Raw genomic sequence first — 16,943 nt, forward strand, 5'->3', positions numbered from 1 at the left:
GTGGCCACCAGCGACAAGCGGGTCGAGGGAGAGTCGGCCGCGTTCTCGCCGCGGTGCTCCGCCACCGGCAGATCGGCCAGATCGTTCTTGGCCAGCACGCCGGTGGCGACGTAGTCGTCGATGGAGGTCGGCAGCAGCCGCCCTTGCTGCCACATCACCTGCGGGCGCTGCTGGAAGGTGCGGCGATCGGTGGCGGAGTTCTGCAGCCAGGCCACCGAGTTCTCCGCGCTCTGGGCCGAGGCCGGCACGCCGATGGCGGCAGCGTGGATGGACACGTACAGGTTGTTCGTGCTGTCCTCGTGGCCGAGCTGGTAGACCGAGCCGATGCCGCTCATGATGCCGACGTCGGCGCGCTCGGGCAGGGTCGCCACGCCGCTCTTGCTGGCGGGCGCTCCGTACCTGTAGGTCACGCCCACGTCGGAGTTGAACTTGTAGGCCATCGCCGCGTAGGCGCTGGGCACTACCGCGCCGGCGCTGTCCACGATGTCTCCGGGCAGGGCAACGCCTGGCGAAGGCGCGGGGGCTGGGGCAGGTGCGGGAGCAGGCGCAGGTGCCGGTGCCGGTGCAGGAGCGGGCGCAGGTGCAGGAGCGGGCGCAGGTGCGGGTGCGGGCGCAGGTGCAGGTGCGGGTGCAGGTGCGGGCCCCGCAGAGACACAGGACTTCGCCGTCATGACCGCGGGATCGGTGCCAAAGAATGCGTTCGTGCAATCGGCCGTGCCGTTGACCGTCTGAGTGACCCAGCGCGTGTCGGCGCCGTACTTCACGAGCGTCGGCGAGGGCACGGTGAACGAGCCGCCCTCAATGGCGAGCACGGTGCCTGCGTCAGGCGCAGGCGCAGGCGCGGGCGCGGGCGCGGGGGCCGGGGCAGGCGTTTGCACATAGCACGCCTTCGCCACATATGGCAGCGGATCGCCGAAGGTTTCGTTGTTGCACACCACGGCGCCGGACAGCTTCTTGCTGACCCAGGACGACTTCGCGCCGTACTGCACCACTGTCAAGGCGGAAAGGTTGAATACCTGGTCTTCGTTGGCGACCTTGATCCATGAGGCGTCGAGCTTGCCGAGCGCTGCTGCCTCCTTGTCCGCGGTCGGCTCGGCTGCCGGGTCAGCTGACGAAGCAGCTGCCGCAGCAGGCATCGCATCCGTGCCTTGCGGTGCGGCGAAGCCGCCGCCCGGGCCGCTGCCGCCGCCCCCGCAACCCGCGAGCGCACCTGCCGCAACACAAAGCAGAAGGGCGCGTTTGTCGATCTTTCTCACTGTGTCTCCTGTTGAAGTTGGAAAAAAGAAGTCCCCTGCGCCACGCAAAGGCGCAAAGAACTTGTGGAAGAAAACCTGGGAAGAGCTAGCCGACGCTTGGGGCTAGTGAGGGTGCGAGTCGAGCGTTCGGGCCTGCTAGGCCGCGACCGCGCCGATCAGGCTTCGAAGCTTTGTCTTGAAGCTCATGCCGACCGATGCGCTCCTTGGCCGCACCGGCACTGCAGATGGGCGGCCGGCTCGCGTGGGTGCCCACATTTCGTCCGGGGAGGTCGGCGCGGTATTGCTTGCCTGGGGTGCGGCCAGCATCACGGACGCCAGGAAGGCCGATTGGCCGGCTGCCTTGGATGCCGCGCTCAGCGCGCTCCAGTTCGCTGGACGACTGTCCGCAGGAAGCACATCCAGGTGGTTCAGCAGCGAGCGGCTCACCTCGAGCAGCGCACTGGCGGAGGTGAGGCAGAAATACACCGCCGACGGCGCAGGTGCCTGCCGGGCGCCCGGCTGTTCGTAAGGTGCGGCGGAGAATTCATCGCGCGGCAGGCATTGATGTGCCCTGGCAGGCGCTTCGAGCGCGCAGAGCAACTGGTCGATCTCGTGCAATGCGCGCTGCATGAGTTCGGTCTCGAGGGTCGTGCTTGTCACGGCGAAGCTCCTGAACTGGCGCGAGACGACTCTGGAATCTGGCTTCGGGATCGGTCTCGCTCGATCACCGGCTTGACTTCAGTGTTCTCTTTCGACCGGCAGGTCGATAGGCCCGGAGGAGCCACGTCGGCGCCCTTCGGTGGGTCACGGCCGCAAATGTTTCTTGTGGCCCGCTCCAGGCCATGTGCCCGCCGCGCGTGACATGCTTCGCATCTGGCGGACTGCTGTGCGCCCGTCAGGTTGCAGGTTGCGGATCATGTGTTCATTCACAGCTTGAGCCGCTTGGCCCGTCAACGCCGATGCGGTGGCGGACCGGTCTGCGGGCAGGCGCCTGTGTGGTGGGCGGCCAGAGGACAGAGCCGTGTCTGTCGAGGAGCACGGCGTGCGCGCGTACGTATCGGGCCGGTTGGCCCGCCCGATCGTCCGGCGGTGCAGTCGGCCTTCCGGCAAGCGCCTGTGTCGTCGGCCGCCGGGGGGCAGGCACCCTGCCTGCCGAGGATCAAGATCGGCGCGGCGATGGCGTGAGCCGGTTGGCCCGCCCGCGTTGACTCCGCGGGGGATTAATCCCCTTTCCCAGGGTCGGGGCGGGATCGCTTGGTGGCCCTGGCGGATCGATGCGCGACGGAACTTTTCCGGTCGCGCAGCGATGCATCAGCGGCTCAGATGAGCTTTTCCTCGGGCGTCGAGATCTTGCGCAGGGGGCTGTGGCGCGTGGCCGGCATCTTGAGCGGATGCTCGGCGTAGGTGTCGTCCCAGACCGGGTCCTCGATGCTGTCGAACACCTCGCGCAGCTTTTGGCCCCAGCTGTTGTGCACCATGCGGTAGTAGGGGTTGTCGGCGTCGATGCAGACCACCTTGTCCGTCTGGAGGCGGTTGGCTTCGTACACCACCAGGTCCAAGGGCAGGCCAACCGAGAGGTTGGACTTCATGGTCGAGTCCATCGAGACCAGGGCGCACTTGGCGGCTTCGTCCAACGGGGTGTCCGGCGTCAGCACGCGGTCGAGCACCGGCTTGCCGTACTTGGATTCGCCGACCTGGAAATAGGGCGTCTCGGTGGTCGCCTCGATGAAGTTGCCGGCCGCGTAGACCAGAAACAGGCGCATGCCTTCGCCCTTGACCTGGCCGCCGAAAATGAAAGAGACGTTGAACTCCAGCCCCGCATGCTTGAGCGCCTCGGCATCGCGGTCGTAGACGTGGCGCACCGCCGAGCCCAGCACCCGCGCCGCGTCGAACATGCTCTTCGCGTTCCAGATGGTGATGGGCTGGCCGTCTTCGCCGTCGTCGCGCCTCTCGCGCAGTTCCTCGATCTGGAGAATCTCGCGCACCGATTGCGAAATGCTCAGGTTGCCGGCCGACAGCAGCACCATGACGCGATCGCCCGGCTGCTCGTAGACGATCATCTTGCGGAAGGTGCTGATGTGGTCCACCCCCGCGTTCGTGCGCGAGTCGGAGAGGAAGACGAGGCCGGCGTTGAGTTTGATGCCTACGCAGTAAGTCATGGGATTCATCCGTGCTCGCGCGCTTGAAGTTTCTTCAATGTGTAGATCGCTTCGAGCGCCTCGCGGGGGCTCAGCGTGTCGGGGTCGAGCGCGGTCAGCGCGGATTCTACGGCGCTCGAACGCGGCGCCTCGACCGCCGGCGGCGGCGCGAACAGGTCGACCTGGGCGCGGGCCTGCTGCTGCTGGGCCTCCAGCGATTCGAGTGCCTGGCGTGCGTGGTTGACCACCGCGGCCGGCATGCCGGCGAGCCGTGCGACCTGGATGCCGTAGCTCTTGCTTGCGGGCCCGGGTTGCATCTCGTGCAGGAACACGATGTCGCGTCCCGACTCGGTGGCGCTGACGTGCATGTTGACGGCGCCATGGTGCGTGGCCGGGAACTCGGTGAGCTCGAAGTAGTGGGTCGCGAAGAGCGTGAAGGCGCGCGTGCGATCGTGCAGCTGGGCCGCGATGCCGGCGGCCAGCGCCAGGCCGTCGAAGGTGCTGGTGCCGCGGCCGATCTCGTCCATCAGTACCAGCGAATGAGCCGTGGCGCCGTGCAGGATCTGCGCCGCCTCGGTCATCTCGAGCATGAAGGTCGACTGCGCGTTGGCCAGGTCGTCGGCCGCGCCGATGCGGGTGTGGATGGCATCGATCGGCCCGAGCCGGCAGGCATCGGCCGGAACGTGCGAACCGATGGAGGCGAGCAGCACGATGATCGCCACCTGCCGCATGTAGGTGGATTTGCCGCCCATGTTGGGGCCGGTGATCACCTGCATGCGTTGCTGCGGGCCCATGTGCGTATCGTTGGCAATGAATGCGCCCGATGATTTCTCGGCCAACCGGGCTTCGACCACCGGATGGCGGCCTTTCTCGATGTCGATGCACGGATGGGCCACGAAGGATGGGGCGCGCCAGTGCAGCGTGTGCGAGCGCTCGGCCAGTGCGCACAGGGCATCGAGCGTGGCCAGTGCGCCGGCCAGCCGCGTGAGCGCCGCGACCGAGGGCTGCAGCGCATCGAGCAGCTGCTCGTAGAGCCATTTCTCGCGCGCCAGCGCGCGGTCCTGCGCCGACAGCGCCTTGTCCTCGAAGGCCTTGAGCTCGGGCGTGATGAAGCGCTCGGCGTTCTTCAGCGTCTGGCGGCGGCGGTAGTTGTCGGGCACCTTCGACAGTGCGCTCTGCGTGATCTCGATGTAGAAGCCGTGCACGCGGTTGAACTGCACGCGCAGATTCGAGATGCCGGTGCGCTCGCGCTCGCTGGCTTCGAGCTGCACCAGGAAGGCGTCGCTGTTCTCGCTGATGGCGCGCAGCTCGTCGAGCTCGGCGTCGTGCCCCGTGGCGATCACGCCGCCGTCGCGCACCAGCGCGGAAGGCTCGGGATGGACGGCCGCCACCAGCAGCTCCACGCAGCCGGGCGGCGGCGCGAGCTGCTCGGCCATTCGCGTGAGCAGCGGCGCAGTGTCTGGCAGCGCCGGCGCAAGCTCATCGGCCTTGGCCAGCGCCATGCGCAGCGCGACCAACTCGCGCGGGCGCACCTGGCGCAATGCGATGCGCGCCGCGATGCGCTCGACGTCGCTGGTGTTCTTGAGCCGGTCGCGCAGCGCGCGCCAGGGCGCCGCGCTGCTGCCCAGCGCCGCGGCCTGCAGCGCAGCGATGGCTTCCAGGCGCGCCTGCGCCTCGCTGCGGTCGCGGCGCGGCGCCAGCAGCCAGCGCTTGAGCAGCCGGCTGCCCATGCCCGTCATGCAGGTGTCGAGCAGCGAGAACAGCGTGGGCGCATCCTCGCCGCGCAGGGTCTGCACCAGCTCCAGGTTGCGGCGCGTGGTGGGTGGCAGCTCGATCAGTTCGCCGTCGCGCTCGACAGACAGGCGCTGCACGTGCGACAGCGCGCGGCCCTGCGTGTGTTCCGCATAGCCCAGCAGCGCGGCCGCGGCCGCGTGGGCATTGGCCAGCGTCTCCGCGCCCCAGGCCGCGAGGCTGTTGCTGCCCATCTGCTCGCACAGCTTGCGCTCGCCCAGCCCGCCGTCGAACTGCCACGCAGGCCGCACCGAGAGCGTGAAGGGCGCGCCGTTGCGCGAAGCCTTCAGGCGCTGTTCGAAACCGGGCGTGACCTCCGCGCTGTAGAGCAGTTCGCTGGGACCGATGCGCGCGATCCAGCCCTCCAGCGCATCGGCCGGGCACTCGGCCAGGCGCAGCTCGGCGCCGGTGACGCTGAGCCAGGCCAGGCCGCAGAAGTTGCGACTGCCCGCATGCACCGCGAGCAGCAGAGAGTCGCTCTTGTCCTGCAGCAGCTCGACATCGGTGAGCGTGCCGGGCGTGACCACGCGCACCACCTTGCGCTCGACCGGGCCCTTCGCTGCGCCCACCTCGCCGACCTGCTCGCAGATGGCCACCGACTCGCCGAGCTTGATCAGACGCGCCAGGTAGGTGTCGACCGAGTGGAAGGGCACTCCGCACATCACCACCGGCTGCCCCGCCGACTGGCCGCGCTGCGTGAGCGTGATGTCGAGCAGCCGCGCGGCCTTCTCGGCGTCGGCGTAGAACAGCTCGTAGAAGTCGCCCATCCGGTAGAACAGCAGGGTATCGGGATGGTCCGCCTTGAGGGCCAGGTATTGGGCCATCATGGGCGTGTGGGGGGCTGTCGCGGGGAGTGTCATCGGGGCGGCGGATCGGTGCGAGGCCAGGAAGGCGGCCGGGCCCGCATCATAAGGAAACGGGCGTCTGCCGCGCGGCAGACGCCCGTCGTAGCTCGTGAACCGAGGCAGGGTCTAGATCTGCCCGCGCCGCCGCCGCGCAACACGCACGGCGTCCACCCAGGTGTCGATGTTGAAGCGCTGCCCGGAATCGGCGATGCGCGCCCCGGTGATCATGTGAAGAGGGATGCGGTAAGTGTCGCCGGGCAACTCGCCGTGCCCCGTGAGGATCTTCTTCTGCAGGTCCAGGTGCTCGACATGCATCGTGCAGCCCGCCTTGCGGCCGTGCGGATCGATGTAGCGCAAGCGGATGCGCGGCTGCTCGTCGACGATGGAATGTTCGCCCTTGCCCTGGATGAACCACTCGGGCAGGGTGTCGGGCGCCGAATCGCCGTTGCGGTTCAGCCCGCCGCGCACCGTCGGGATCTCCGTCGGAACATGGCCGGAACGCACCCGCGCCGCAGCGATGCGGCGCTCGGCCTCACGCCGCTCCGAGACACGGTGCCACGCGACCCACATGACGACGAACAGAAGCAACGCACCCGTCAAGAGGGCAAGCAGGAACTGCCATTGGGCAAGTCCGATGTCCATCTCTGAATCCCTCGCAGCCGCTTAGTCACTAAGTACTCAGCAGAAATTCTGGTCGTGCCGCGCAGAGGTGTCAAACGGCCGCGCGGCATAGCGCCTTCGCCCAATGGCGCGGGGCGTCAATCGTCGATGGTGTCGTGCGTGGCCACGGCGCCCCGGCGCCAGTAGCCCGAGGCGCGAATCCACTTCGGGTTCGCGCCGCGCTCCGTGACCAGGTGAGCGCGCACGGCCTTGGCCAGTGTCGACTCGCAGGCCACCCAGGCGTGGAACTCGCCGGCAGGAAGTGTGAGCGCGCGCAGCGTTTCGAGCAGGGCGCCGCCGGTGCCGGGCTCGGCGTCGCGGCGATGCACCCAGTGCAGGGCGAGCTCGCCTCGCGTCGGCAAGGGAATCTGATCGGCCTCGTCGTCCACCTCCGCCAGCACCAGCACACGTGCGCCCGCAGGCATTTCGGCCAGCCGGCGCGAGATCGCGGGCAGTGCGGTGTCGTCGCCGATCAGCAGGTGCCAGTCGAAATCCGTCGGCACGATGAAGGAGCCGCGTGGCCCGCCCACGCCCAAGACGTCGCCGACGCGGGCCTGCGCGGCCCAGCGGGTGGCCGGGCCGGCCTCGTGAAGTGCGAAGTCGAAGTCGAGCGTACCGGCGGCCGCATCGTGGTGCCGCGGCGTGTAGTCGCGCATGGCGGGCTTGACGCCTTCGGGCCAGGAAGGTCCGTCCGGGCCGACCGTCGGCAAGAGCAGTGCTCCGGTTTGCGGATCGGGAAAGAAGAGCTTCGCATGATCGTCGAAGCCCGGGCTGCTGAAGCCGGCGAGTTGATCGCCGCCGAGCGTGATGCGCACCAGATGCGGCGTCACGCGCTGCACGGCGCGAACCTCGAGCCTGCGAAAGCGCAACTCGTGGCGCACGCGATGCGGCAAGCGGTCGGGGAGGGCGGAGGGGGATGGGAGCTCGGTCATGGGTTCAGATGCGTTCCAGTTGTTGAGCGGCGCTGTCGAGCACCGCGGCGAATTCGTGGGCTTGTTGTTCGGTGAGCGGTTCGCCCGCGAGGCGCAGGCGCATCGCGAGCTTGAGGTTCTCGATGGCGCGCACCACTTGCGGCGGCCGGCCGGCGCGCGGCCCCGCGCCGTCGACGCCGCCATTCATGCGCGCCATCATCTCGTCGGTGATCTCGCGATTGGCGGCGAGGAACTCGCGCCCCGGCGCCGTGATGGTGTAGCGCTTGCGGTTGCCGCCCTCGGCGGTATCGACGCTGACATGGCCCAGTTCCTCCAGCAGTGTCAGCGTGGGGTAGACGATGCCGGGGCTCGGGCTGTAGCGGCCGCCCAGGCGCTCCTCGATGGACTTGATCAGCTCGTAGCCGTGGCTGGGTTTGTTGGCGATCAGCTGAAGCAGCGCAAAGCGCAGGCCGCCATGGCCGAAGATCCGGCCGCCGCCCCGGCCACCACGGCCGCCGCTGAGGCCGTCGCCATGGTCGCCGCGCGGATGGCCGTGTAGAAAGTGCCGGAAAGTGCGCATCAGGATTCCTGGACGGGGTATCGGACGTTGAAAAAGATATATCTAAATAGTGTCGTAGTCAAGGCGCACGCATGTCCCTGCGCGCGGTGGGGCAGCCGGTGAACAGCCCTCGCCAGACCTATGTCGCCCGCATCAACCGGGTGATCGACCACATCGACGGTCACTTGGCGGACCCGCTGGATCTCGTCACGCTGGCCGGCGTGGCCCATTTCTCGGCATGGCATTTCCACCGCGTGTTCCAGGCAATGACGGGCGAGACCCTGGCCGATTGCGTGCGGCGGCGGCGCCTGGAGGTGGCGGCCGCACGCCTGCTCGGCGTGCCGCCGGAGCCGGTGCTGGCCATCGCGCTCGACGTGGGATTCGGCTCGGCGCCGGTGTTCACGCGCGCCTTCAGCGCGCATTTCGGCGCGACGCCCACGGACTGGCGGCGTGGCGCCTTCCGCGGCTGGACCGAGCGCCATCGCATCGAACTCAGCAAGATTCATCAAGCCGATCGCAAGTCGCATCAAGCCGTGCTGGCAGCCTTCCGGCAGGATGAGCTTTCCTGGCCCCAGGGCCATGTTCCTCGATCCGGAGACAGTGCCATGAAAGTCGAACTCAAGACCTTGCCGGCGGTGCGCGTGGCCTACATGCGCCATGTCGGCCCCTATGGCGATTCAGCCATCCCGCGCCTGTGGCAGCGCTTTGCCGCCTGGTGCGGCGAACAAGGGCTGATGCAGCCGCGACGCACGATGTACGGCGTCAGCCACGACAACCCCGATGTCACGCCGCCCGCGCGATGCCGCTACGACGCCTGCATCGAGGTCGACGAGCACTTCAAGCCCGTTGGCGAAATCGGCGTGCAGACGGTGGCGGGCGGCCGCTACGCCTGCTGCGAATTCAACGGCCCCTCGACCGAAATCCACGCGGCCTGGATGCGGCTGTGCGAATGGCTGCCGGACAGCGGCTGGCAGGCCGCCGACGGCCCTCCGCTGGAGGTCTACCCGCCCGACTTCGTGATGGACGAGAAGACCTGCGCGTTCAACTGCACGCTGTGCCTGCCGGTGCGGCCGCTGTAGCGCGGCGCGGTCATCAGCGCTGGGGCATGTCCTTGGACGAATAGCCCAGGCTCACGGTCGCATCGTCCGGAATGGGCGGCATGCTCGCGTTCCATGCCTCCCAGGCCGCGCGCATCGCGGCCAGGCGCTCCGGCTCGCGACCGGCGTGGTTCGCGCGCTCGCGCTCGTCGGCCGGGATGTTGAACAGGTAGTCGTGGCCGTCGACCTGCAGGTACTTCCAGTCGCCGTCGCGCAGGGCGCGCTGGCCGCGGTGGTTCATGCGCCAGTGCAGCGGACGGTGGAAGCGCGAGGCCGTGTCGCGCAACACCGGCAGCAGCGACACGCCGTCGAGCGGGTAGTCCGGGTCGGCCGTGGCGCCGGCAGCCTCGAGCATCGTGGCCGACCAGTCCATGGTCATGCAGTGCTGGTCGCTCACGCTGCCGGCGCGGATCAACGCCGGCCAGTGCGCGATCCACGGCACGCGAATGCCGCCCTCGGTCAGGTCCATCTTGCCGCCGACCAATGGCCAGTTGTCGGAGAAGCGCTCGCCGCCGTTGTCGCTGGTGAAGACGACCAGCGTGTTGTCGACCATTCCCTGCTTCTCCAGCGCGGCCATGATCCACCCGATGCCTTCGTCCATGTGGTGGATCATGCGGCGATAGACATGGATGTTGCCGCCGGCCAGGTCGAAGAGGTTGTTCTTCACGGCCGGCGCGAGGCCCTCGTCCTCGCGAGTCTCCCAGGGCCAGTGCGGCGCGGTGTAGTGCAGGCTCAGGAAGAAGGGCGCTTGCTGGCTCGCCATGCGCTCCACGTAATCGACCGCGCGGCGCGAGAGCAGGTCGGTGAGGTAGCCCTCTTCCTGCCTGTCTTGGTCGCCCGTCCACAGGTCATGGCGCCCTGCCGAGTCGCAGTGCGTGAAGTAGTCGACCCCGCCCGACATGGGGCCGAAGAACGCCTCGTAGCCCGAGCGCAGCGGCCCGAATGTGGGGGGAAAGCCCAGGTGCCACTTGCCGATCAGTGCCGTGCGATAGCCGGCGTCGCGCAGCAGCGAGGGCAGGGTGGGGTGTGCCGGCGGCAGGCCCAGCGTCGTGCTGCCGCGGCTCTTGCTGTTGATCGGCTCCTCGGCCGCGCCGCGCAGGCGGTACTGGTAGCGCGCAGTCATCAACGCGAAGCGCGTGGGCGAGCACACCGGCGAGTTCGCGTAGCCCTGCGTGAAGCGGATGCCCTTGGCGGCCAACCGGTCGAGCACCGGCGAGACGGGGCCGAATGCGGCCTCGCGCCCGCCATAGCAGCCGAGGTCGGCGAAGCCGAGGTCGTCGGCCACGATGAAGATGATGTTGGGGCGTTGCATGAACGGATCAGGGTTGGTAGCCGGATTTCTGCACCACGGGCGCCCATTGCGCCCGGTAGGCCTTCAGCATGGCGGCCGTCTGCTCCTGCGTGCTGACCACCGGCGTCATCAGCGAGTCCTTGAAGCGGCGGATGGTGTCCGGGTCCTGCATGACCTCGTGGATGGCCTGCGCGTAGCGCGCGATCTTCTCGCGCGGCATGCTCGCCGGCGCGAAGAAGGCGTTCCAGCCGAGCGCCACCAGATCGAGGCCGGCCTCCTTGAAGGTCGGCACCTCGGGCGCGAAGGCCGAGCGCTTCGCGCCCGACATCGCGAGGATGCGCACCTTGCCGGACTGGTGCTGCGGGATGACGACGTCCAGCGTGTCGACGGCGATCGGCACCTGCCCGCCGATCAGGTCGGTCAGCAAGGGGCCCGAGCCGCGATAGCCGATCACCTGGGTCTGCACCCTGGCCTTCTCGCCCACCATGAGGCCGAAGAAGTGCGGCAGGCTGCCGGTGGCCGGCACGCCGACATTGGCCTTGTCGGGATTGGCCCGCATCCAGGCCAGCAGGTGCGACAGCTCGCGCACCGGCACGGCGGTCGAGACCGACAGCGCGAACTCGTAGTCGTTGACGTGCGAGACCGGCACGAAGTCGCGCTCGGGGTCATAGCCGTTGTCCTTGAAGACCAGCGGCGCGACCACCATCACGGCGGGATTGGCCAGCATCAGCACGTTCTGCCCGGCCGGCGTGGCCTTGACCTGCTGGGCCGCGAGGCGCCCGCCGGCACCGGGCTTGTTGTCGACCACGACCGGCACGCCGAGCTTGGCCTGGAGCTTGTCGCCGACGATGCGGGCCACGCGATCGGTGGCACCGCCCGGCGCGTAGCCGACGACGATGCGCAATGGCCCCTCCGGGGCCTGGGCGAGGGCACCGCTCGTGGTCAGTGCGGCGAGGGTGAGGATGCCGGCGAGGCGGCGCAGAAGATGGTGAAGCATGGGATTTCAGTCCTTGGCCTGGAAGTTCACGGCCTTCATGATGCCGTCCCGGTGCGCAGTGTCCTCGCGCATGGTCTTCGGCATTGCTGCGGGTCCGTGCCCACGGGATACATGCCGTTCTGCAGCGACTGCTGGCGCGCTTCGCGCGAGTTCACCGCGCGGCGGTGGAGGGTGAGGGGCGTGCATGGGTCGTCTCCAGTATTTCTCTGTTCTTTCGATGGCGGGCGTGGGGTGGCACCGATCGAATTTAGAGTCGGGGCTCTCGATTGTTCAAATCAACCATTCCCCGGACTAACCCCGAGATGAGCGAACCCTCGCGCCGATCCCTGGACGGGCTGCTGCTGTACCGACTGTCCCGTCTGCTCTCCGTCGCGGGCAGCATGGTCATCCGTCTGTGCGAAGGCCGCTTCAGAATCACGCGGCGCGAATGGCGGCTGATCGCAACGCTCGCCAGCCGGGGCGGGCTGAGCTCGTCGCAACTGGCCGAGCAGGCCCAGCTCGACCGGGCCCGTACCTCCAAGGCGGTGGGATCGCTGGTCGAAAAAAGGCTGCTGTCGCGCACGCATGCGGCCGGCGACCGCCGGCAGGTGCTACTCCAGCTCACCGAACGGGGGCAGGCGGTGTACGACGAACTGCATCCGCTGGTGAGCCGCATCAACGCGGATCTGCTCGCCACACTGGATGCCGACGATGCGGCCCGCCTGGACGAGGCCCTGCGCCAATTGCAGGCGCGCGCCGAGCAGCTGGCCGGCGAAGCGGTGCTGCCGAAGGCCGATCGCGGGCGGCGCGGCACGGGCTGAGGCATGGCCTCAGAGCTGTTCTGCCTGCTATTCCCGATGGTTGAATTTCCACGTCGCGAGACACCGGGCTTGCAGCCATCGCGGCGCTGCATGCACGGGCGCCCGCGCTGCGGCAGCGCGGCGAGGCGCTCGCCGCCGCAGCCCGGCCGCGCCGTTCAGCCGCGGCCGGGTGAAGAGGCGCTGCGGACGGCGAAGGCGGAGCGGGACGCGGGTGCCGACGCTTCCGCCTCCGGCGGCCGATCGCCCTCGACGCGCAGCCTGGGCAGGAACTGCGGGTACTCGCGCTGCATGAAGTCGATCAGCCCCTCTCGCACATTGCAGCGCAGATCGAAGGCCAGCGAGGAGGAGGCGGCGGTGCACAGCACGCGGATCTGCATCGTGCGATCGGTGGCATCGGTCACGCGCAGGTTGAAGAAGCGGCCGTCCCATTCGGGCGCCGCCTTCACGATGCGCTCGAGCTCCTCGCGCAGCGGCGCCAGTGGCATGCCGTAGTCGGCGTAGATGAAGACCGAGCCCAGCAGCTGCGAGCTGCTGCGTGTCCAGTTCTGGAACGGCTTCTCGATGAAGTAGGACAGCGGCAGGATCAGTCGCCGGTCGTCCCAGATGCGCAGGACCACGAAAGTGCCGGTGATCTCCTCGACGCGGCCCCACTCGCCCTCGACCACCAGCACGTCATCGATGCGGATGGGCTGCGCGAGCGCGATCTGCAGCCCGGCGATCAGGTTGCTGAAGACCGGCTTGGCTGCCAGGCCGGCCACGATGCCGATCACGCCCGCGGAGGCCAGAAGGCTGGCGCCGACCTGGCGCGCGCCCGGGAAGGTCATGAGCATCAGCGAGGCGCCGGCCACCAGCAGCACGGTGTCGGCGGTGCGCGCCAGCACGCGGGTCTGGGTGAGCACGCGGCGCGCCTGCAGGTTGTCTTCCACGTCGTGGGGGTGCTTGGTCAGCACGCCGTCGGCGATTCCGTTGACAGCGCGAATGGCAAGCCAGGTTGCCGCCGCGATCAGCAACAGGCCGTTGAGATGCCGCACGCTCTCGATGAAGCGCAGGTCGTCCGGCGCGGCCTGCCACACCATCTGCAGCGCGACCAGCGGCAGCAGGATGCGGGCCGGACTCTGGATGTTGACCAGCATGGCGTGGAGCACGGGCGCGTGGCGCGTCAGCCGGCGCAGCACCATGCCGCCGATGCGGTGGACGAGCAGCGCCAGCGGCAACGCGATCAGCGCGGCCAGGCACGGACCGAACCACGGATGGGAGAGCAGCAGTTCCTTGTTCATCAGGCAGTCTGGGGGGTCTCGATCGTGGGGGGTTGAAGAATGCGCGCCGCGTCGTCGCGCAGCTGTGCCGAGATGCCGACCGCCATGTCGAGCCGGCGCAGCAGCCAGGGGCTGACGTCGTTGTCGAAGGGATCGGGCAGCGGAATGGGCTCTGCCACCGTGGTCGCGGCGGCGCTCTCCGGCATCAGCGGGCCGGAGGTTGGGGCGCTGCCGATGTGGGCCTCGATGCGCGCGGCCGCACGCTGCAGCGGGCCCTCGATGTCCGCCGGCGTGAGGCGGTCGCGCCGCAGCACCAGCATGGATTTCACCGCGCTCAGTTGCGCCAGCAGCTGGTAGCTGTGCGCCTGCAGGTGCTCCAGCGGCTCCAGCGGCGGGCGCACCGCGCGCGGCTCCGACAGCGAGCGCTGCGTGGCCTGGACCAGCGCCGAGAGGCTGTCGTAGGCCTCGCGGCGCGCGAGTCGCCATTCGAGTTCGGGGCTGGTCTGCACCGAGCGCAGCTGGCCGAGGCCCAGGGCGAGCCGCGCGTGGCGTGCCTGCGCCGTCAGGGTGCGCGCGACGAGGGAGGGGATCTGGCTGCGTTCCCACGAGGGCAGCACGTAGCAGAAAGCCCAGGCCAGGCCGGCGCCGATCAGCGTGTCGGCCACCCGTTCGAACAGGGCGAAGGTGGGGCTCATGCCGACATTGAGCTGGTGGGCCTGCAGCAGACCGAGCACGGTGGCGGCCACCGAGGTGATCAGGTACTTGCGCACCGCGAAGCCGTGCGCGATGGCCTGCGCCGCGGTCATTGCGACCAGCGTCCCCAGCGCGCTGGGATGCACGGCCAGCAGCGCCACCGCGACCACGCAGCCCAGCAGCGTGCCGCCCACCCGGCTGTTGCGCCGCTCCAGCGTTTGCGAGAGGCTGCCGCGCAGCACCACCACGATGGTCAGCAGGATCCAGTAATCGTGCGAGCCCCAGGGCAGCATGACCGCAATCGCATAGCCGACGGCGACCGCGAGCGCGGCGCGGATGGCATGGCGAAGCGGCGGTGCGTCCCAGCGCCACAGCCTGAAGAACGGCCTGAGCGACCACTCGGTGGGACTCACGAACATCTGCCAGTTGGCGCGCACCACCGCGAGATCGGGTTCGAGCTCGCCGCGCGCGAGGCCCACCAGACGCAGCACCTCGTCGTTGATATGGCCGATGCGGCTGGCCAGCCCGCGCGCGAGCACGGCGGGCGTCGGCCCGACGGCGAAGGCCGTGTGCGCCGCGTCCTCTTCGAGGCGGATGGCTGCCAGCTCGGGGCGGCGGTCGGGCACGGTGCCGGGTTGGCGGCCGAGCAGCAAGGCATCGGCCAGCGCGATCGTCGCGTCGGCCAGTTCCAGGAGGATGCGCTGCATCTCGCACAGTGCCGCCGCATGGCCGGGGTGCGACTTCAGCGCATCGAGGTCGAGCTCGGAAGCCACCAGCATGTCGCGCAGCTCCAGCACCGTGACCAGCATGCCGGCGAGCCGCTGGCGGCGCGGCGTGCGCGGCGATTCGAGCACGATGTCGCGCGTGGCCTGCAACTGGTCGGCCAGCGCTGCCTGCTCGCGCAGCAGCTGGCCCAGCAGCGGCCTGGGCACCTCGCGCACGTCGCCGGAGTCGTCCAGAGGCGTGAACTGGCGTGCCTCCGTGCGCATCAGCGCCGCCAGCGAGGACAGCAGGTCCGCCATCGCCTGCACCCGGTAGCGGCTGTTGAGCGCCAGGTTGGCGAGCAGCGCATAGAGGACGTAGAGCGCAGCGCCGAGCCCGAAGTACAGCGTGCGCCCGACCGCCTCGTGCATGCCGGTGGGTGCCGGCGTGGCCATCGAGAAGATCATCGAGAACATGATCGCGATGGCGATCGGGATGCCGCGCTTGCCCCAGGCCATGGCCGCGAACGCCAGGAAGGTCGCGGGCACCAGCAGCAGCCCGAGGTGCAGGGGCGCCGAATGCAGCAGCTGAACGCAGAAGAAGAGCGGCAGCCCGACCAGCGGCGAGGGCACCATCTGCCAGAACTTGCCGCGGCGCGGGCCGGGCAGGTCGGGCGGCGCGGTCACGATCACGCCGACCCCCGCGGCCGCGGCGGCCGCAACGCCCAGCGCCAGGTGGACGCCGCCCGAGATCAGCAGCAGCCCGAAGGCGACCGACAGCCCGTTCGCGACATAGTGGGAGAGCGCCACGCGCAGCGCGGCGCGGCCTCGTTCGGTGGCGGCGCGCTGCGCCTGCATCACTCGGCGGCGGCGTCGCCCTGGACGGGCGTGGCGGGGCTTTCCTCGCGGCGCAGGCGGGTCAGCTTGCGGGGCGGCGGGGCTGCGGCCGCGGCGTCGGCCGATGCTTCGGCCTCTGCTGTGGCGGCATGCACCGTGCTGCGCGCGTAGACGCTGCCGGCCGAAGGATCGACCGCGCGCACGCGCTCGCTGGCGGCGAACTTGTCGTCCACGCTCGCGAACTTCGAGTACTTGGCCAGGAGCGGCACCAGCTGGCCATAGATCCGCGGCGAGCCGGCGAGGCATTCACGCTGGTCGAGGAAGTCGGGCTCGCCGGTGAAGTTCCCGATCAGGCCTCCGGCCTCGGTGACGAGCAGCGAGCCGGCCGCCACGTCCCAGATGTTGAGGCCGGTTTCGAAGAAGGCGTCGCTGAATCCTGCAGCGACGTAGGCCAGGTCCAGCGCCGCGGCGCCGGGGCGCCGCAGGCCGGCCGCGCGCGGCATGAGGTCGGCCATGATGGCCAGGTACTGCTTGAAGTTGTCGCCGGTGCGGAAGGGAAAGCCGGTCGAGATCAGGCACTCGTTGAGGCGGGTGCGCTTGCTCACGCGGATGCGGCGCTCGTTCATGAAGGCGCCGCGGCCGCGGGTGGCGGTGAACAGGTCGTTGCGGGTCGGGTCGTAGATGACCGCGTGCTCGACCTTGCCCTTGACCGCAAGGGCGATCGAGACGCAGTAGACCGGGAAGCCGTGGATGAAGTTGGTGGTGCCGTCCAGCGGGTCGATGATCCACACGTAGTCGGAATCCTGGGCACCGTGCTCGGTGCCCGATTCCTCGGCAAGGATGCCGTGTCCCGGGTAGGCGCCGAGCAGCGTGTCGATGACCGCGCGCTCGCTCGCGTGATCGACTTCGGTCACGAAGTCATTGACCTGCTTCTGCGATACGCGCACCGCCTCGATGTCGAGCGCGGCGCGATTGATGATGGCGCCGGCGGCGCGGGCGGCCTTGACGGCCACGTTGAGCATGGGGTGCAGGTTGGGAGACGACATCGGATTGGGGGAAGAACGGCGGGCGGGGGCCCTGGGAAGGCGGCCCGGCGATGCGGGCGGCGAGAATCGTGGATTTTACCGGGTCG

13 protein-coding genes and 1 pseudogene are annotated in these 16,943 nt (G+C 69.2%); 2 read left to right on the forward strand and 12 right to left on the reverse strand.

Annotated elements, in window-relative coordinates:
• The 7 genes and pseudogenes from J2739_RS18015 to J2739_RS18045 all read right to left on the reverse strand — a co-directional run.
• A pseudogene (locus tag J2739_RS18015) lies at window positions 1–1,256 on the reverse strand (hypothetical protein); the annotation flags it as partial.
• Between the two features lie 135 nt (window positions 1,257–1,391).
• Window positions 1,392–1,895: a hypothetical protein gene (locus tag J2739_RS18020; protein ID WP_309904069.1), complete on the reverse strand. Its 504-nt coding sequence runs from the start codon at window positions 1,893–1,895 to the stop codon at window positions 1,392–1,394.
• A 659-nt stretch (window positions 1,896–2,554) separates the two neighbouring features.
• The gene (locus J2739_RS18025; protein ID WP_309904070.1) at window positions 2,555–3,394 is read right to left on the reverse strand and encodes a proteasome-type protease; all 840 of its coding nucleotides are present in this window, start codon (window positions 3,392–3,394) and stop codon (window positions 2,555–2,557) included.
• A gap of 5 nt (window positions 3,395–3,399) precedes the next feature.
• Window positions 3,400–6,024: a DNA mismatch repair protein MutS gene (mutS, locus tag J2739_RS18030; RefSeq protein WP_309904072.1), complete on the reverse strand. Its 2,625-nt coding sequence runs from the start codon at window positions 6,022–6,024 to the stop codon at window positions 3,400–3,402.
• Between the two features lie 111 nt (window positions 6,025–6,135).
• Complete coding sequence (locus tag J2739_RS18035) at window positions 6,136–6,651, reverse strand: hypothetical protein (protein ID WP_309904074.1); 516 nt, start codon at window positions 6,649–6,651, stop codon at window positions 6,136–6,138.
• A 116-nt stretch (window positions 6,652–6,767) separates the two neighbouring features.
• On the reverse strand, window positions 6,768–7,601 hold the full coding sequence (locus J2739_RS18040; RefSeq protein ID WP_309904076.1) for a siderophore-interacting protein: 834 nt from the start codon (window positions 7,599–7,601) through the stop codon (window positions 6,768–6,770).
• A 4-nt stretch (window positions 7,602–7,605) separates the two neighbouring features.
• Window positions 7,606–8,160 carry a PadR family transcriptional regulator gene (locus tag J2739_RS18045; protein ID WP_309904078.1) on the reverse strand — a complete coding sequence of 185 codons (555 nt, stop codon included), beginning with the start codon at window positions 8,158–8,160 and terminating at the stop codon, window positions 7,606–7,608.
• A gap of 71 nt (window positions 8,161–8,231) precedes the next feature.
• Between J2739_RS18045 and J2739_RS18050 the strand changes: the two genes are divergently transcribed.
• On the forward strand, window positions 8,232–9,218 hold the full coding sequence (locus J2739_RS18050; protein WP_309904080.1) for an AraC family transcriptional regulator: 987 nt from the start codon (window positions 8,232–8,234) through the stop codon (window positions 9,216–9,218).
• Window positions 9,219–9,231: 13 nt separating this feature from the next.
• On the opposite strand, the gene J2739_RS18055 is transcribed toward J2739_RS18050, so the two are convergent.
• Window positions 9,232–10,548 (reverse strand): sulfatase family protein, encoded by a 1,317-nt coding sequence (locus tag J2739_RS18055; protein WP_309904082.1) that lies wholly within the window; start codon window positions 10,546–10,548, stop codon window positions 9,232–9,234.
• A 7-nt stretch (window positions 10,549–10,555) separates the two neighbouring features.
• Window positions 10,556–11,524 carry a Bug family tripartite tricarboxylate transporter substrate binding protein gene (locus J2739_RS18060; RefSeq protein ID WP_309904083.1) on the reverse strand — a complete coding sequence of 323 codons (969 nt, stop codon included), beginning with the start codon at window positions 11,522–11,524 and terminating at the stop codon, window positions 10,556–10,558.
• Between the two features lie 302 nt (window positions 11,525–11,826).
• On the opposite strand from J2739_RS18060, the gene J2739_RS18065 reads away from it, so the two are divergent.
• On the forward strand, window positions 11,827–12,324 hold the full coding sequence (locus J2739_RS18065) for a MarR family winged helix-turn-helix transcriptional regulator (protein WP_309904085.1): 498 nt from the start codon (window positions 11,827–11,829) through the stop codon (window positions 12,322–12,324).
• Window positions 12,325–12,479: 155 nt separating this feature from the next.
• Here J2739_RS18065 and J2739_RS18070 read toward each other — a convergent pair whose 3' ends face one another.
• The 3 genes from J2739_RS18070 to J2739_RS18080 are packed head-to-tail and all read right to left on the reverse strand — an operon-like array spanning window position 12,480 to window position 16,857.
• The gene (locus J2739_RS18070) at window positions 12,480–13,601 is read right to left on the reverse strand and encodes a mechanosensitive ion channel family protein (RefSeq protein ID WP_309904088.1); all 1,122 of its coding nucleotides are present in this window, start codon (window positions 13,599–13,601) and stop codon (window positions 12,480–12,482) included.
• Window positions 13,601–15,832, reverse strand: a complete 2,232-nt coding sequence (locus J2739_RS18075) for an FUSC family protein (protein WP_309904089.1) — start codon at window positions 15,830–15,832, stop codon at window positions 13,601–13,603. Before J2739_RS18075 ends, J2739_RS18070 begins: the two co-directional genes overlap by 1 nt.
• On the reverse strand, window positions 15,832–16,857 hold the full coding sequence (locus tag J2739_RS18080; RefSeq protein WP_309904091.1) for an inositol monophosphatase family protein: 1,026 nt from the start codon (window positions 16,855–16,857) through the stop codon (window positions 15,832–15,834). Before J2739_RS18080 ends, J2739_RS18075 begins: the two co-directional genes overlap by 1 nt.
• Window positions 16,858–16,943 lie beyond the last annotated feature (86 nt).

Source organism: Variovorax soli, assembly GCF_031454625.1.
Classification (GTDB): Bacteria; Pseudomonadota; Gammaproteobacteria; order Burkholderiales; family Burkholderiaceae_C; genus Variovorax; species Variovorax soli_A.

What these genes read in the sequence shown, in the direction of transcription:
- J2739_RS18025 (WP_309904070.1), bottom strand. Translation starts at nt 3,394, where the DNA reads ATGACTTACTGCGTAGGCATCAAACTCAACGCCGGCCTCGTCTTCCTC.
- mutS (WP_309904072.1), bottom strand. Translation starts at nt 6,024, where the DNA reads ATGACACTCCCCGCGACAGCCCCCCACACGCCCATGATGGCCCAATAC.
- J2739_RS18035 (WP_309904074.1), bottom strand. Translation starts at nt 6,651, where the DNA reads ATGGACATCGGACTTGCCCAATGGCAGTTCCTGCTTGCCCTCTTGACG.
- J2739_RS18040 (WP_309904076.1), bottom strand. Translation starts at nt 7,601, where the DNA reads ATGACCGAGCTCCCATCCCCCTCCGCCCTCCCCGACCGCTTGCCGCAT.
- J2739_RS18045 (WP_309904078.1), bottom strand. Translation starts at nt 8,160, where the DNA reads ATGCGCACTTTCCGGCACTTTCTACACGGCCATCCGCGCGGCGACCAT.
- J2739_RS18050 (WP_309904080.1), top strand. Translation starts at nt 8,232, where the DNA reads ATGTCCCTGCGCGCGGTGGGGCAGCCGGTGAACAGCCCTCGCCAGACC.
- J2739_RS18055 (WP_309904082.1), bottom strand. Translation starts at nt 10,548, where the DNA reads ATGCAACGCCCCAACATCATCTTCATCGTGGCCGACGACCTCGGCTTC.
- J2739_RS18060 (WP_309904083.1), bottom strand. Translation starts at nt 11,524, where the DNA reads ATGCTTCACCATCTTCTGCGCCGCCTCGCCGGCATCCTCACCCTCGCC.
- J2739_RS18065 (WP_309904085.1), top strand. Translation starts at nt 11,827, where the DNA reads ATGAGCGAACCCTCGCGCCGATCCCTGGACGGGCTGCTGCTGTACCGA.
- J2739_RS18070 (WP_309904088.1), bottom strand. Translation starts at nt 13,601, where the DNA reads ATGAACAAGGAACTGCTGCTCTCCCATCCGTGGTTCGGTCCGTGCCTG.
- J2739_RS18075 (WP_309904089.1), bottom strand. Translation starts at nt 15,832, where the DNA reads ATGCAGGCGCAGCGCGCCGCCACCGAACGAGGCCGCGCCGCGCTGCGC.
- J2739_RS18080 (WP_309904091.1), bottom strand. Translation starts at nt 16,857, where the DNA reads ATGTCGTCTCCCAACCTGCACCCCATGCTCAACGTGGCCGTCAAGGCC.